Source organism: Mesorhizobium sp. WSM4808 (assembly GCF_055811675.1).
In genome coordinates, this window is sequence record NZ_JBVVQX010000009.1 from 172726 (window position 1) to 188611 (window position 15886).

Sequence of the window (15886 nt, forward strand, 5' to 3'; positions counted from 1 at the left end):
CCCGGTTCGTCAACGACCTATGAACACAGGCGGTCGCTTCTCCGCAAAGGCTCTCAACCCCTCCGTTCGGTCGTGGAGCCCGAACGCCTCGGTCGTCAGTTCATGCTCAAGTCGCAGGCCCTCGGGCAGGGTCATCCGGTCAGCGGCGAGGACAGCGCGCTTGGCGAAGGGCGCAACAGCAACCGAGTTCGCAGCGACCGCATTGGCGATTTCCAGAGCTCTCTGCACAAGGCGATTCGCAGGCACGACCTCGCTGATCAGACCCTTGTGCTCGGCAAGTTGCGCATCGATCGTCTGTCCCGTCAGGATCATCTGCATAGCAAAGGATTTGCCCACGAGCCGCGGCAGGCGTTGCGTGCCGCCATCGCCCGGAAAGGAGCCGATCCTGATCTCCGGGAATGCAAAGGTCGCCGTTTCGGAGGCCAAGGCTATGTCGGATAGCAGGGCGAGTTCCAGTCCACCTCCGAACGCAAAACCGTTGATAGCCGCAAGCAGGGGCTTTGAAAAAGCCTCGACCGATCGCCATGATTCCAGCCGTTCGGGATCGGTATAGGAGGCGACGCCCCGAACGAGCATGTCTGCAATGTCTGCTCCCGCCGAAAAGGCTCGGCCGGCACCAGTCAAGACAACACATCCGAGTGTCGGATCGGCTTCGGCTTCGTTCAGACACGCCGCCAACTGGCCCAGAAGCTCCTTCGACAGCGCGTTAAGCTTGTCGGGCCGGTTGAGCGTGACAACGAGAACCCGCTCCTTTCGCTCCGCCAGAACGAGGCGGGTGATGGTTTCACTCCGCTGCATACGCAAGTCCCGTCGTAACTGGAGTCATCGCTTTGCGGTTACCCTTCAGGAGGTCAGATGCCTTCTCCCCAATCATGATCGTGGGCGCGTTCGTGTTGCCCGACACCAGACGTGGCATGATCGACGCGTCGGCGACGCGTAGCCCATCCACCCCGCGCACTCTGAGTTCAGGATCAACGACGGCCAGGTCGTCCTCGCCCATCCGGCATGTGCCGACTGGATGATAACCGGAACGGCTTTCCCGGCGGACGTAGGTCTCGTAGTCAGCCCGATTTCGAACAGCAGGCCCGGGCATGAACTCGTTGGCGATGTACTTCGACATCGAAGGCCGGGACATGATGTCCTGACCGATCCGCACTGACTCGACGGTATGATCGAGATCAAATTTTTCCGATAGGAAATTGGGATCGATGACCGGCGCCCTCGCGGGGTCGGCGCTTGCAAGCGAGACATTGCCTCGCGAACGCGGCCGAACGAGGTAGGCATTCAGTGTACATCCATTCCCCGTTGACTGATCTCCCGTGACGGCTTCGATCCCGGTTCCGGCAAGGAAATGAAACTGGATGTCGGTAGAGGGATCGTTCCCATCCGCCGGCCAGAAAGCCCCACCCTCAACTACGGTCGCGCTGATCGGACCATTGCGGAATAGCGCATACTGCAGCCCGGCCCAGACCTGCCGATGGGCCTTCTTATAGACGTCATAGCTCTCGATGCCGGTAACGTTGTACATCATGAAGATGTCCAGGTGGTCGTGGAAATTCTGCCCAACGCCGGGCAGGTCGACGACAGACCGGATGCCATGGGCGGAAAGGTGCTTCGCTGGTCCTATGCCGGACAGCATCAGCAGTTTGGGCGTGCTGATGGCCCCGGCTGTGAGCACGACCTCCCGCTCGGCCCGCGCAAAAAATGGCCGCTTGCCTGTCACGCCCTCGATCCCCACTGCGCGTCCGCCTTCGATCACGATGCGGTGGACGAAACAGCCGGTCCGGACTTCGAGGTTGGGGTGCTTGCGCGCGGCTCCGAGATACGCGACTGCCGCGCTGCAGCGGCGACCATTGCGGTTGGTGACTTGATAGAGGCCTGTGCCGCGTTGGTCGTGGCCGTTGAAGTCCGCATTGTAGGGCATGCCGTATTCCTGGCACGCCTTGATGAAGGCCTTGGACAAAGGATGCGTATGGCGCTGGTCCGAGACACCCAGAGGCCCGTCCGTGCCATGGTAGGTGTCCGCGAAGCGTTCGTTTGCCTCGGCCCGCATGAAATAAGGCAGCACGTCCTGATAGGACCACCCCGGGCAACCGGACGCCTCCCAGTGGTCGTAATCCGCCGCTACGCCCCGGATATAAACCTGCGCATTGATCGAACTGCCACCCCCAAGCACTCGCGCCTGGGTGTAGGGCGGCGTTATGCCATCCTGATGTACTTGCGATGACAGCGCGAAATCCCAGGTCAGGGGGCCCTTGGTCGTCTTGTAGTAGCAGACGGGCAGGTGGATGTAAGGGTTCCAGTCGCGGGCGCCGGCCTCCAGCAGCAGGACCTTGCAATCAGGATCCTCCGACAGGCGGGCGGCAACCGTGCAGCCGGATGATCCACCGCCGACCACGATGTAGTCGTAGGTCGGGTCTTGTCTGCCTAGCGAACCCATTTCAGGATGTGCTCCCCCACACAGACAGTCTCGTTGTTCTGATTGGTGACTACAATGTCGGAGCGGGCGCGGCGACGCTCCGCGTCGATTTCGCGAACCGTGTATCTGAGGGTGACCCTGTCGCCGATCCGGACGGGGAGGAGGAAGCGGATTCGGTCATAGCCAAGTGAGACCGGCGTTTCGGTCGCTCGCACATCCGGAACTCGCTCGACGATTTCCGTTGAGCAGGCCGACATGTAGGCCACGAGCAGCGCGCCATGGGCAATGCGCCCCCCATAAGGGGTACCCTCCATCTCGCCATCATTGACGTGATTTGGAGAGTGATCGCCGCTGACATCTGCGAAGGCTCTTACCGCGCTCTCGGTCACTTCGCGTTCGAGGACCACCTCATCGCCCGGATTGAGGTAAAATTGGCTCGCCGACGTCATGCCGCGTATCCATAGACTGTATTGCCGGTGATGCCAGCAGCGGACAGCATCTTGCCGATCTTGGTGATTTCCGCCGAAATAGGCTTCATCAATGGGGGCCTCACAACGGCACGCTCGAGCTTGCCGAGCAGCACCAGAGCCTCCTTCATGCGATTGTGCATATCGAGGAGCGGCGCATCGTAAAATGCGCGGACCATCGGGTAAATCCGGTCGTTGACGGCCTGCGCCTGCGTCAGGTCGCCGGACTGCACCGCGCGAAAGAGCGCGACCTGAAGGTCGGGAATGACGCTTCCAGCGCCTGAGAGTAGCCCGTCGCAGCCCAGCGCGAGCGACCCCAGAAGCCACGCGCTGTGAGTTGTCAATGTCCGGACAGGTTGGTCCAAGGCCTTGAGTTCGCGGATCTGCCGTTCGTGCTGGTTGCCGTCGCCGATCTGGTCCTTCACCGCGCGGATCGACGGGAAGCGGACACAGAGATCGATCAATGTCGACAGAGGATAGGAAAGATTGGAGATGAGCGGGTACTGGAACAGGATGATCGGGAGGTCTGAGGCTCCCGTGATGTGCTTCAGATGCTCGATCGACATTTCCGGGCGCAAATGTCCGCCAAGCGCCATAAAATCGGGTGGGAAGACGAGCAGGCCCTGTGCGCCTTCGGCCTGCGCGCGTGCCGCAAGACGCCCGGCCTCAAGGCTCGAATTCGAATAGATTCCGACGAGTGTGGCCACGCCCTGGCCAGCGAGCTCCTCGACCGTCACGGCGACGGCCCGATGCTGCTCCTCGACAGTCAGCGCGTGGACCTCAGCGGCATGCCCATTGACGGCGATAGCGTCGACGCCGTCGACCGCCGCGATATCGTTCAAGTGTCGCCGATACGCCCTCTCGTCGATCGCGAAATCGGGGTCGAATGGCATCAGACAGGCGGGGATCACCCCCTTCGGCTCGAATGCGATACTGGTCACTCTAATCTCCTTGCCTATGATCGAAGGGGCCGCGCAATCCGTGCGGCGGCCCCTTCCTCGATTTCAGAATCCTTTGCCGATCATGTCCTTGGCGTTCTCGGCGGTAATCGCGACGGATTCGAGGAGCACCTCTTCCGGGACGCTTTCTCCCTTCGCGATCTTGTAGGCATATTCGATGCCCTCCGGCGCCACGTACGGATAGGTGAACGTCGCTGCCAGCTTGCCGGCGGCAACCGCGTCAATGGCGTTGTTCTGTCCATCGATGCCGATCACCAGAACGTCCTTAAGACGTCCTGCGCCTTCGAGGATCTGGATGGCGCCAAGCGCCATTTCGTCATTGTGGGCATAGACGGCCTGGATCTCGCCTTCGCCAAAGCGCTGCACCATGTCCTCCATGAATTTGACCGCCTTGTCGCGCGTGTAGTCGCAATTTTGTGTCGCCACGATCTTGAGATCGGGGGTCTTGGCTAGTTCATCGACAAAGCCCTTGTTGCGGTCTGTCGTGGCCGATGCGCCAGCCGTGCCCTGAAGCTCGATGATGGCTCCCTTGTTGCCCAGCTTCTTTGCAAGGAAGGCCGCGGCTGCCGCGCCGATCGGGAGATTGAGCGCGCCGATGTGGCACGTCACCTTGGTGTTGACCTTACGATCCAGGGTCACCACGGCGATCCCGCTCTCCATGGCCTGCTTCACGATGGGTGTCAGTGCGTCGGCAGTGAGCGGCGACACAATCAGCACCTTCGGTCCCTGAGCGATCAGGTTCTCGATGTCGGACACCTGTTTGCCGGAATCGTTGTTGCCGTCAGTGATGACGAGTTCGACATCCTTCAGGTTCGCATCGGCGTACGCCTTGTTGACGTTGGTCTGCGCAACACGCCAGGGATGGTTCAATGTACATTGGCTGAAGCCGATTTTGATCTTGTCGTCAGCGAATGCCCTTCTGCCAATTCCGATCAGTGGAATAGCGGCGGCGCTGGCCATAAGCGTCAGTGTTCTGCGGCGTGTAAGTTCCATTTCTACCTCCCAGTTTCCTCTGCCCCAGCGTCCTCGTCACCATTGTCGAGGCTCGCCGGACAAAGATGCCTATCTGCCCTTCCGGTGACGCATGACCTCGAAGCCGACGGCTGCGAGGATGATCGCACCTTTGACGATTTGCTGCGTGAAGGGCGAAATGCCGAGCAAATTGAGGATGTTGGCCATCAGGGCGATGATCGCGGCGCCGATCACGGTCCCGACCACGCCGCCTTCTCCGCCGAACAGGCTGGTGCCGCCGATCACCACGATCGATATCGCTTCGAGTTCCAGGTTCGTCCCGGCGGTCGGCTCACCGACGGTGAGCCGGGAAACGAAGATGAGTGCCGTCAAGGACGAGAGCAGGCCGGATATGACATAGACGCTCATCAGCACGCGGGGGACATTTATGCCCGCGAGGCGCGCGGCCTCGGCATTCGAGCCCACCGCGTAGACCTGGCGGCCGAAAGCAGTGTGACGCAGCACGAAATACGCTACGGCGACGATCGCGGCGAAGATCCAGATCGGCACCGGGATTCCCAGCAGGAACCCGCCACCAAGAAAATGGAATCCATCTGCGGCCGAGCCGAGGCTCTTGGGCTGACCGTCGGCGATCGTCATCGCGATGCCTCTGCCCATCACCAGCGTTCCGAGTGTCATGATGAAGGGCGGCATGCCCAGGACGACCACACCAACGCCGTTGAAGATGCCGAACAAAACGCCGATAGCGAGTGCTGCGAGGACAACGATTGGGATCGACACGCCGGCGGCCAGCATCATTGCTGCGCTCACGGATGTCACCCCGACGATCGAGCCGACGGAAAGGTCAATGCCACGTGTCAGGATGACGAAAGTCATGCCGACGCTGACGATGCCGAACAGGGCAACCTGACGACCGACGTTGAGCAGATTGCCGGTTTGCAGAAAGCTGGGGGAGAGATAGATCGCGACCCCGCAGAGAATCAGCAGCACCCACAAGAGCCCGATGCCTTGTGCCCAGGAGCGCATCCTGCGGGAAATGCCCGCCACTGAACCCGGGGCAACGTCTCGCGCCGTGATTTCCATGTTCTTCCTCCCTTAGATAACCGCGCGCGCATGTGCCTGATGCTTCAACAGCCAAGTGACACCATCGGCCAATCCTCCCTGGTCGCAGGAAGGGCCGACGAATCCGACGAGGCGCTTGACGGCGGTCAGTGCGTTGGCCACGGTCACGGCAACGCCCGCCCACTCCAGCATCTCGATGTCGTTCTCGGCGTCGCCAGCAGCTGCGCACTGCGCTCGCGTGATGTTCAACCGAGTTGCCAGGGTCTCGAGTGCCGATCGTTTCGAGACCTGGAGAGGTCCGATCTCCAGCAGCCGTGTGTGCGAGGAGGCGACTGAAAGCTCGGAGCCCAGGCGCTCCCGCAATCGTTGAAAGCCCGATAAGTCGCCGGGATTGGCTGCGACGCACATGATCTTGCCTGGCTTGTCAGGCAGGTCGGCAGGATTGGCTACGACGTGGAGCGCTTCACGGGTGATCTCCGCTTCGCGGCGGATGCTCTCAGTGATTTCCAGTACGTAAATCCCTGACGTCGTAAACCACATGGGGTTCACGCCCTCAGTCTTGGCCTCGATCATCGCCGCAAGCGCGGCGGCCCTCTCAATCGGTGCCTGGAAAATTGACGCCCCAGTCGCGACGTTGCCGATCCAACCACCGTTGAAGCAGATCGCAAGATCTGTAACGTCCAGGCGCTCCGCATACGGCCTCAGCGCTGCCGGCGACCGGGCACTGGCCAGCACGACCGCCACGCCGGCATCACGAAGAGAGCGCAGGGCTCCAGACACGCGAGCCGGAAGAGCATAATCGTGGGTCAAAAGCGTCCGGTCGACGTCGGTGACAAAGAGGCGCAGATCGGGCATCGCCAAGTCCTCAACTGCCAAATATCGGGGTGCGGGGACCTGTGTGAATGAGCAGGGTCTTGAGCTGCGTGAACTCCTCAAAACCCGCCTGGCCCATTTCGTACCCGAAGCCCGATCCCTTCACCCCGGCAAGCGGTAGCTGCGGGGCGCCATCAATCACCGTGTTTGCCTGGACAAGGCCACTTCTCAGCTGCTTTGCTACGGTCATGACCGTGTTGATGTTCCTGGACCAGACGTAATTTGCCAGGCCATAGATCGTATCGTTCGCAAGCCGAATTGCGTCTGCGACGGAGTCAAAACGGGTGACGCTCAGTACCGGTCCGAAGATCTCCTCGCGGAAGATCGTCATCCTCGGATCGACGCGATCGAAGATCGTGGCTTCGTGAAAATGCCCGCCAGTCCCGGCTGCAATGCCGCCGCCGAGCACGAGTTCGGCGCCTTCATCGATGCCGGACTTTACGAAAGCGGCGACCTTCGCCAGATGCTGGTCATCGATGAGCGCCCCGACGTCTGTGGCCTCGTCGAATGGATCGCCGACTTTCACGCGAGAGGAGCGCTCGACGACCTGCCTGACGAATTCGTCGGCAATGCTGGACTGAACGAAAAGCCTTGAACCGGAAATGCAGCATTCGCCATTGTTGAAGAACACGCCCATCAGCGCGCCGTCTATCGCCGCGTCGAGATCCGCATCCTCAAAGACGATGTTTGCGGATTTGCCCCCAAGCTCAACTGAGGACTTAACGAGATTGCGCCCCGTATTCGAGACAACACGATGGCCAGTGCGCGTCGATCCGGTGAAGGAAACAAAATCGATCCCGGGATGTGAGGTGAGGTGGTCGCCTATCGTGGCGCCTTGTCCGCTAACCACGTTGAAGACCCCGGCGGGCACGCCGGCCTCGAAGGCCAATGCCGCCATCTCGAACGCACTGCCGGAGGTGAACTCGGCTGGCTTCAGCACCACGGTGCAGCCGGCCGCCAGTGCAAACGGGGCTTTCTGGGCCACGATCAAAGCCGGAAAGTTCCAAGGTGTGATCAACGCGACAACCCCGGCGGGCTCTCGCATGATCATCGCAGTCTTATTTTCCCCGAGATTGGTATAGGCGGACCCTGACATCTGCAGGGCGAGCGATGCCGCGTAGCGTATAAGGCCGATCGCGCCGTCAATGTCGCCACGCGCGAAGCGGATAGGCTTGCCGACCTCCTCGACCTCGATACGAACGAGACGATCTTTGTTTTCCCGAAGACGTTCCGCCCAGGCGTGCAGGATATTTGCGCGGTCCATGCCGCTCATTCGCGGCCACGGACCTTCGTCGAATGCAGTGCGTGCCGCCTCAATCGCAAGGTCGATGTCGCCGGTGGTTCCCCTGGCGTAGCGTGCAACTGTTTGTCCGTTGGCGGGAGACACGCGCTCAATGGAGTCCGTGCCGACGCCGTCAACGTAGCGGCCGCCGATGAAATGCTTGTAGTCTCGTATGCTCATCTGCTTTTCCTTCAATGCCAGACCGCGTGGGACATGATCTGTTCTTCGGTGGCGCCGGGGCCTTCGAGAATGGCCGCCACGCAGCCTTGGCGCATGACAAGTATCCGGTGGCAAAGACCGAGGATTTCCGGCAGTTCGGACGAGACCATCACCACGCTGCTTCCGCGCGTCGCCGTGAGTTCGACCAGCAGGTCATAGATTTCTCGTTTGGCGGCGACATCGACTCCGCGTGTCGGCTCATCGACGAGCAGGATTTCATTGCCGGCGTGCAACTGGCGCGCGATGCCGCACTTCTGCTGATTGCCGCCCGAAAGAGTGCGCACCTTGGTTCCCGCTGCGGGCGTCTTTATCCGCATCTGGCGGATAAACCGGGAAACCACCGAGTTCTCGCTGCTTGGACGGATCAGGCCCCGCCAGCTAACCAGTCCAAGCTTTGAGACTGTAATGTTGAAGCCGACAGACTGGTCGAGGAACAGACCTTCTGTCTTCCGGTCCTCGGGGAGCAGTCCAATTCCGACAGCGAGGCCCTTTTGGGGCGTGTCGATTGAGACCGCCTTGCCATCGACCTCGACGGAGCCGGCATCGATACGATCGGCACCGGCGATGGCGCGCAAGACCTCCGTGCGCCCCGATCCCGCGAGCCCGCAAACACCGAGTATTTCGCCACGGCGGACATCGAACGAGATGTTGTCGAGAATACCATCGCGCGTCAGGTTACTGACCCGCAGCCTGATTTCGCTCCGAGGTTCGACACGTTTCGGAAAGACATCCTTCAACTCACGTCCAACCATGTGCCGGATGAGTTCGCCCGTATTCGTCGAGGCGATCGGCGTTGATGCCACGACCTCGCCGTCGCGCATGACGGTGACGTCATCGCAGATCTCGAACAATTCCTTCAGGCGATGGGTGATGTAGATGAACGAGACGCCATGCTCACGACTCAGACGCCGAATTATGTTGAACAGATGCGCAAGCTCGGAATCACCAAGCACGGCTGACGGCTCGTCGAGAACGATGATCCGTGCGTCGCGTGCGATCGCCTTTGCAATCTCGACCATCTGGCGCTGGGCCACGCTGATTTGGTCAATGCGGGCCTCAGGACTCACGTCGAAGCCAAGTCGACCGAGCACTTCCCGGGCACCCTCTCTGACGCCTGGCCAGTCGACGGTCCCCAGTTTGGTCTTCGTGAGGCGGCCTAGGAAAATGTTTTCGGCGACTGTCAGGTGAGGCGCCTGGGCGAGCTCCTGATAGATCACGGCTATGCCGAGGCGCAGCATGGCGTCGGGGGTAGGGGACGGCACCACCTTTCCGTCAACCACCACCTCGCCCTCATCAGCGATGTAGGCCCCCGAGAGAACCCGCATCAGCGTTGACTTGCCCGCCCCATTTTCCCCGATGACACCATGGACGCCGCCGTGGCTGACGGTGAAGCTGACGTCTTTCAGCGCATTAACCCCGGGGAATCTTTTGTGAATGCGCCGCATCTCGAGGACCAGCGCGGGAGCCGCCGTTTGTTTCGAGAAATCGTTTTCTCGTTGAGGTGAAAAAAGAGCTTTCGTCATAGCCGATGAATCTGCATTCCGCCGCCGATGTGGTAGATGTCGCCAGTGCTGAAAGGTATCGCGCCGACCGCAAGCGCGGCCACGCCGCGTGCTATGTCCTCAGGTTGCCCCCAGCGCCGTATCGCGGAAAGCCCGCCACCTTCGACCTGGCTCGTGTAGCGCTCATAGACGTCGGCTGTCATGTCGGTCTGGATGAGGCCCGGACGCACCTCATGAACGCAGATCCCGGCGTCTGCTAAGCGAAGTGCGAACTGTTGAGAGGCCATCGATAGGCCGGCCTTTGAGATGCAGTAGGGTCCTTTTTCCGGCGAGACCAGACCAGCGTTAGCCGAAGTGATCGTGATGATCGTCCTGTCATGCCGGCCAGCCGACCGTGCCAGCATGGCTTTGGCTACCGCTTGCGTGAGGAAGAAGGTTCCCCGCAGGTTGACGTTGAGCAACCTGTCGAAACTCTCCTCCGTGACCTCGAGGAGATCGCCACGGACGGAGACCTGGATCCCGGCGTTGTTGACCAGGCAAGTCACCGCGCCGAGTTCGGCTTCGACACGGGATATGAAATCAGAATTACCTTCGGTCTGAGTAATATCGCGTTTGTAGAAGGAAACCTTGCAACCAGTCGTTCTTAGGAGATCGACAGTCACATGGCTGCTCTCGTCGTCGACAGCATCGACAACGGCGAGGTCGAAACAAGCCGAGGCCAGTTCACGGCAGATCGCGCGGCCAATGCCCCTGCGCCCGCCGGTCACGATTGCGACGCCCCGGTCCCCTGGCTCACGACCCTTGAGGGATGGTGCATCAATCGAATGCTGTGAGGATTTAACCAGCATTATGAGGCTTGCCTTGCAGTCACAGTTTCACCACGCGACGCAACGACGGCTTTAGACCGCAACAGTTGTTCGATTTCAGTCTGCCGGTAGTCGAGTTCAGCGAGGATCTCGCGGGTATGTTCACCAATCTCCAGTGCAAGCACGCGAAGCTCAGGAACCTTGCCGTCGTATCGGTTTGGGTGGTTGACCAGGTGAATGGTGCGGCCTCGCACGGAAACCTGCCTGAACACCTCCGAGTGAACCAGTTGCGGATCAGACAGCAGTTCGTCGTAATACTGGATTGGCGCCGACCAGATCCCGTGTTTCTGGAAGCGGTGATCGAGCTCGGCCACCGAGAGTTTCGCGGTCACACTGTTCAGCCGCCGCGCGTATTCGTCGCGGTCGCCGAGCCGGTCTATGTCTACGGACTCTCGGATACTATCGCTATCGAGCGCTTCGGCCAGTGTTGCCGGGTCGCAGAGCGAGATCACGACGTGACCGTCGCTCGCCTTGTAAACCCCATAAGGTGCCGCGTGAAACCAAGTCGCAAGGTTGTCCTCACGATCAAGAACCTTTCGCGTAAAGTTGCCGGCCAAGAAGTTCACGAGTGCCTCGCCTTGAAGATCGATGCCGGAATTCAGCAGGCTAGCCTCTACCCGCGTTCCCTTTCCGTCCCGGAGACGGCGCACAAGAGCCCCTAGTATGCCCATCGCGAGGAGAGCGCCGCCATGTTGGTCGATAATTGCCGCGCCAACAGGCGTTGGCCCCTGCTTCGGTGCGCCAGTCACTCCGATCAGTCCCGACCGGGCCTGGATCAGCAGGTCTTGACCAGGCTTATCCGCCATAGGCCCGGTCGAACCAAATCCGCTTGCGGAGGCGAAGATCAAGTTTGGGTTGAGAGCGTCGAGGGCGGCCGCATCGAAGCCCAATTTGGCAAAGACGCCCGGTCGAAAGTTCTCCATCACCACGTCGGCGCTGGCGATCAGGCGACGAGCAACGTCCTTGCCCTCTGATGTCTTGAGGTCGACGCCAATCGAGCGCTTATTCCGGTTTGCGCACAAATAGAAGCCACTGATTCCCTCGACGAACACATCGGCGCCAGACCAATGCCGTTCATGGGCTCCATTGATAGGCTCAACCTTGATAACGTCGGCACCCATGTCGGCGAGATACTGTGCGCCCGCGGGCCCCTGCAGGAAATGGCAGAAACTTACGATTTTTATGCCGTTAAGCAGCATTTTCGCTCCCTCTGGCCTTCTGAGAACGGCCTTGAGAAATCGTTTTCTTGAAATTGCCTCCTTATGTCAAGTGACTTATGCACAGAAAAGCAAGAAAACCGGTGCTAAGCTACAAAAAATGAGCTATCAGAAAACGGTTTCTCAAGGCAGCGTGGAAGCAGGCATGGACAACGAGGAAGGCGCAAAGCTCATCGACGTCGCCAAATTGGCGGAGTGTTCGCCAGCCACCGTTTCCCGCGTCCTTAACGGCAATCCCACTGTCAATAGGAGCGTGCGCGAACGAGTCATTCGTGCCGCAGCGGAATTGCGCTATGTGCCAAACGGGTCGGCGCGGGCGCTGCGTTCAACACGTACACGGTTGGTTGGAGCCATCATTCCGACCCTCGATCATGCGATCTACGCAACCATGGTCGACGCCCTTCAGGCGCGGCTGGCGGAGAAGGGCGTCTCCCTTATCCTGAATACTTCAACCTATGATATCGACCTGGAATACGAACAGGCGAAGCTCCTCGTTGAAAGGGGGGCAGAGGCAGTATTGTTGGTCGGCGCCGAGCACCGCCCGCAAACGCTGGCCATGCTCGAACAAAAGCGCGTCGCCTACGTTTTTACTTACACTTCTACCGCGACTGATGCGGGCGCCGCGGTCGGCTTCGACAATGAAAAGGCTGGGCGCGCCGCGGCGCGTTATCTCCTCGATCTTGGTCACACAAGGCTCGGAATGATTGCCGGCATCACCCAGGACAATGATCGGGCCAGGGGTAGACGGGACGGCTTCCTGCGGGAACTGGCCAAGGCGGGTATTGACGCTGCTTCGGTGCCGGTGGCCGAAGACGCCTACAAGATAGAGAACGGCCGTAGCTCGATGAAGATGCTGATGGCCTCTTCGCCACGTCCGACCGCGGTGTTCTGCGGCAGCGACATCCTCGCGGCCGGCGCTATCAAATATTGCGTTGAAGCGGGCCTCGCTGTTCCAAAGGACATCTCGATCATAGGTTTTGACAACCTCGAAATCGCGGTGCTTACCGCGCCTGAGCTGACGACGCTGGAGGTCCCGGCGCGAGACATGGGGCGCCTTGCGGCCGACTACATTCTCGCATCACCGCTGCAACGCCGACACATGAGAGAGCGTGAGCTTCCTATCAGCCTGGTCGTGCGGGGGAGCACGGGACCTGGTCGCGCGAACTAGGCTCTCTTTCGGCGCCGTAGCTAGGCCGCCTGGACCACGCCGCGTAGGAAGAAGACGAAACCTGCTACCACGGCATATCGTTGCCGAGGTTGTCGACATAACGCCCATTATCCGCAGTCGTCGTTCGTGAAATGAGCGACTTCACGCGACTTGCGCTATCTTCCGGAAGAAGCGGAGCGTCGGCCCCGCCCATCTTTGTCCGCGTCCAGCCTGGATGGACCATCAAGATGATCACACCGTCCTTGGCCCAGTTCATTGCCATTCCCCGCATGACGCTGTTTACCGCCGCTTTCGAAGAGCAGTAGTCGTAAGCGGTCCCGGGATGTTGCGAAACCGAAGCCCAATCGCTCGAGATGGTTACGAGCCTTGCCTGGGCCGCCATGACGAGATTTGCGCGCAGCGCAAACGAGATTCTCGCCACGCCCAGCGTGTTGACGCGAAGCGTGTCCTCCCAGTCGCTGAAGACCACGCTCTCGGGTGCCGATCCTTTGCGACGATGAATGCCTGCATTGTTGATGAGAAGGTCGACGGCCTGTCCGGACAACCTGTCGCCGAACGCGGCAACCGAGCTTTCGCTGGTAACGTCGAGGGGAATGACCTCAACCTGAGGGCTTGAAGCGGCTAGCGCGACGATCCCTTTGAGATTCGGATTGAGGCAGCCGGCCACGACCCGGAAGCCGTCATTGGCGTAAAGCCTGGCCAGCGCGAGGCCCAGCCCTTGTTCCGCTCCTGTTATCACCACTACAGACATAATCTGCTCCTCAGAAAATCAGGAAATGAGCTGTTCCACGCCATCTCGCATTACGCCGGCGGCTTGGTAGATCGCATCGATCGTGTCCATATTGCCAATCGGGTCTGTGCCTTCAGTCGGCACGGGCGATCCACTGCGAATGGCGGTCACGATGGCATCCAGTTGATAGTCGAAGGTCGTGCCTCCAGCGATCGTGAATTCCCGGAATTTGCCGTTGATCGTTTCGAGCACCGAATGACCGCGATGGGGCAGGAGACTGTTGATCAGAATGACTGTCCCATGCTCGGCCGCAACCTCGAAACGTGCATGCATATCCCAGGAAGGAGACATCCTTGTCTCGATTTCCGCGGTGACGCCCGACGGAAAACGCAACCAAGCATTCATCTCCTCATCAACGCCGGTGTCGGACATCTTGCAGCGCGCCGCGACGATTGAGGGCTCCTCGTTGAGAAGCGAGCGGCACCAGTGGACCGGGTAGCAACCGAGATCCATGAGCGCGCCACCTCCGAATTCAGGAATGTGACGAAACTCACCGCCATCCGGACCGATCGAGTGATTGAAGACACCCTTGAGCGAGCTTATGCGCCCGAGGCGTCCCGACCCGACCAATTCCACGAGATACAGAAAAATGGGATGATACCGGTCATGGAACGCCTCTATGATCCGTCGGCCGCAGCGTCTTCCGGCCGCCACCATAGTTCGAGCTTCAGGACCACTCATGGCAAACGGCTTCTCGCAAAGGACGTGCTTGCCCGCTTCGAGCGCAAGGATCGAAAACCGCGCGTGACTATGGGGTGGCAAGGCGTTGTAGATCAGGTCGACCTCGGAATCTTCGATGACGTCTTCGTAGCTGCGATAGAACCTGGGTATGTTGTGCGCGCGGGCGAATGCTTCGGCTTTGCCCGGCCGAGCGGCCGCGATGGCGACAATTTCGACGTCCTCGCGTCTCGCCGCCGGCTCCACGATCGCCATGGGCGCGACCCGCGCGGCCCCCAGAATTCCGATTTTGAGCACTATGCTTCCTCACAGATTCTTGAGCGTCGAGGACCTGACGCGGCCCTTGCCGCGGCAGGCCGACGATGTTGGTTAGTCGACGGGCGGTTTGGTCTTTATACCGAGCGGGATCCCTGGGGGCTGCGGAACTGCGTCGAAGCAGCCCGGGATCGACTGATCGTAGTCGATGACGGAGCCAGTCATCATTCCCGCTTCTTCCGAGCATAGGAATGCGACAGTTCTTGCGACTTCGTGCATGTCAAGCATTCGACCAATGGGGAGCTTGGACTCCGCGTCCGCACGCCAGCCATCCGTCGCTCCATGCCAGCGCCGCATCGTTTGCTCTTCGCCCGGCGTATACATCCAGCCGATGCAGAGGCCGTTGATGCGGCAACCGTAGCGCATCATTGAAAAGCCGGTGTTCTTGGTGAGGGTCACTAGCGCGCCCTTCGCAGCGCAGTAGGCTGACAAAAAAGACTGTCCGCCATGCGCACTCATCGAAATCACGTTAAGAATCGATCCCCTGATACCTTCGCGGACCATGATCGAGAGGCATCTCTGCATCAGGTAGAAAGGTGCCTTGACATTCGTAGCGAAGATTTGGTCGTACAGCGCTTCCTCAGTGTCGAGGATGGTGCCTCGATCGGTATTGCCGGCTGCATTCACGAGGACATCCACTCGACCAAATGTCATGTCACATCGTTCCACGATCCTGAGCACGTCGTCATGCCGGGACAGATCGGCCGCCACGAAGATCGCCTTGCAGCCAAGCTTCTGGACGTGTTGAACGACCCTCTGGCCACGCTCTTCGCTACGCCCAGTGACAACGAGGCCGTAAAGACCTCGATCGACCAAAAGGTGTGCAATTGCTTCTCCCAATCCCTGCGTAGAACCAGTGACTATCGCGACCTTGCCATCGAAACGGTTGAGCATTTTGCCGGATATTTCGTCCTGCTTTGTGATTGCAGCCATTGCTTCCTAAGCCCTGCTGAGGTTGTGGAAACCCGGGGGGGGGCCGGGCCCCCCGGGGGGGCGCCCCGGGGTTTAGGAAGGGGGATACCGGGAGTTTTAAATGGGGGCGGGGGGGTTTGGGGTGAGGGGGGGTTTTATGGTGTTGCGGGCCACAAAGGGGGTAT

At 60.1% G+C, this 15886-nt stretch carries 15 protein-coding genes; 1 reads left to right on the forward strand and 14 read right to left on the reverse strand.

The features are described from left to right. Nucleotides 1-9: 9 nt before the first annotated feature. From AC0L2U_RS18130 to AC0L2U_RS18180, 11 genes are all read right to left on the reverse strand, one after another. A complete protein-coding gene (locus AC0L2U_RS18130) occupies nt 10-798 on the reverse strand; it encodes an enoyl-CoA hydratase/isomerase family protein (protein WP_473602359.1) in 789 nt (262 codons plus the stop codon). After that, nucleotides 785-2440 carry a GMC family oxidoreductase gene (locus tag AC0L2U_RS18135; protein WP_473602360.1) on the reverse strand — a complete coding sequence of 552 codons (1656 nt, stop codon included), beginning with the start codon at nt 2438-2440 and terminating at the stop codon, nt 785-787. Before AC0L2U_RS18135 ends, AC0L2U_RS18130 begins: the two co-directional genes overlap by 14 nt. Then, nucleotides 2428-2868 carry a MaoC family dehydratase gene (locus AC0L2U_RS18140; protein ID WP_473602361.1) on the reverse strand — a complete coding sequence of 147 codons (441 nt, stop codon included), beginning with the start codon at nt 2866-2868 and terminating at the stop codon, nt 2428-2430. The genes AC0L2U_RS18135 and AC0L2U_RS18140 overlap by 13 nt, the downstream gene beginning before the upstream one ends. Further along, the gene (locus tag AC0L2U_RS18145) at nt 2865-3827 is read right to left on the reverse strand and encodes a dihydrodipicolinate synthase family protein (protein ID WP_473602363.1); all 963 of its coding nucleotides are present in this window, start codon (nt 3825-3827) and stop codon (nt 2865-2867) included. Before AC0L2U_RS18145 ends, AC0L2U_RS18140 begins: the two co-directional genes overlap by 4 nt. Before the next feature lie 63 nt (nt 3828-3890). After that, nucleotides 3891-4805 carry a substrate-binding domain-containing protein gene (locus tag AC0L2U_RS18150; RefSeq protein WP_077380575.1) on the reverse strand — a complete coding sequence of 305 codons (915 nt, stop codon included), beginning with the start codon at nt 4803-4805 and terminating at the stop codon, nt 3891-3893. Nucleotides 4806-4907: 102 nt separating this feature from the next. After that, a complete protein-coding gene (locus AC0L2U_RS18155) occupies nt 4908-5900 on the reverse strand; it encodes an ABC transporter permease (protein WP_473602364.1) in 993 nt (330 codons plus the stop codon). 12 nt (nt 5901-5912) lie between these two features. Continuing rightward, nucleotides 5913-6734, reverse strand: coding sequence for an HAD family hydrolase (locus AC0L2U_RS18160; RefSeq protein ID WP_473602365.1), 822 nt, complete (start codon nt 6732-6734; stop codon nt 5913-5915). Nucleotides 6735-6744: 10 nt separating this feature from the next. After that, complete coding sequence (locus AC0L2U_RS18165; protein WP_473602366.1) at nt 6745-8214, reverse strand: aldehyde dehydrogenase family protein; 1470 nt, start codon at nt 8212-8214, stop codon at nt 6745-6747. 11 nt (nt 8215-8225) lie between these two features. Next, nucleotides 8226-9776, reverse strand: a complete 1551-nt coding sequence (locus AC0L2U_RS18170; protein WP_473602367.1) for a sugar ABC transporter ATP-binding protein — start codon at nt 9774-9776, stop codon at nt 8226-8228. After that, nucleotides 9773-10603 carry a 3-ketoacyl-ACP reductase gene (locus AC0L2U_RS18175; RefSeq protein WP_473602368.1) on the reverse strand — a complete coding sequence of 277 codons (831 nt, stop codon included), beginning with the start codon at nt 10601-10603 and terminating at the stop codon, nt 9773-9775. Before AC0L2U_RS18175 ends, AC0L2U_RS18170 begins: the two co-directional genes overlap by 4 nt. Further along, on the reverse strand, nt 10603-11820 hold the full coding sequence (locus AC0L2U_RS18180; RefSeq protein WP_473602369.1) for a CaiB/BaiF CoA transferase family protein: 1218 nt from the start codon (nt 11818-11820) through the stop codon (nt 10603-10605). The genes AC0L2U_RS18175 and AC0L2U_RS18180 overlap by 1 nt, the downstream gene beginning before the upstream one ends. 31 nt (nt 11821-11851) lie before the next feature. Here AC0L2U_RS18180 and AC0L2U_RS18185 point away from each other — a divergent pair, with 31 nt between their 5' ends. Then, on the forward strand, nt 11852-13006 hold the full coding sequence (locus AC0L2U_RS18185; RefSeq protein ID WP_473602370.1) for a LacI family DNA-binding transcriptional regulator: 1155 nt from the start codon (nt 11852-11854) through the stop codon (nt 13004-13006). Nucleotides 13007-13070: 64 nt separating this feature from the next. Here the strand turns inward: AC0L2U_RS18185 and AC0L2U_RS18190 are convergent, their stop codons facing one another. The 3 genes from AC0L2U_RS18190 to AC0L2U_RS18200 form a co-directional block, all read right to left on the reverse strand. Then, on the reverse strand, nt 13071-13757 hold the full coding sequence (locus tag AC0L2U_RS18190) for an SDR family NAD(P)-dependent oxidoreductase (RefSeq protein WP_473602371.1): 687 nt from the start codon (nt 13755-13757) through the stop codon (nt 13071-13073). 18 nt (nt 13758-13775) lie between these two features. Beyond that, complete coding sequence (locus AC0L2U_RS18195; protein WP_473602373.1) at nt 13776-14771, reverse strand: Gfo/Idh/MocA family protein; 996 nt, start codon at nt 14769-14771, stop codon at nt 13776-13778. Nucleotides 14772-14843: 72 nt separating this feature from the next. Further along, entirely contained in the window at nt 14844-15683 is an 840-nt protein-coding gene (locus AC0L2U_RS18200) for an SDR family oxidoreductase (RefSeq protein WP_473602441.1), read from the reverse strand. Nucleotides 15684-15886 lie beyond the last annotated feature (203 nt).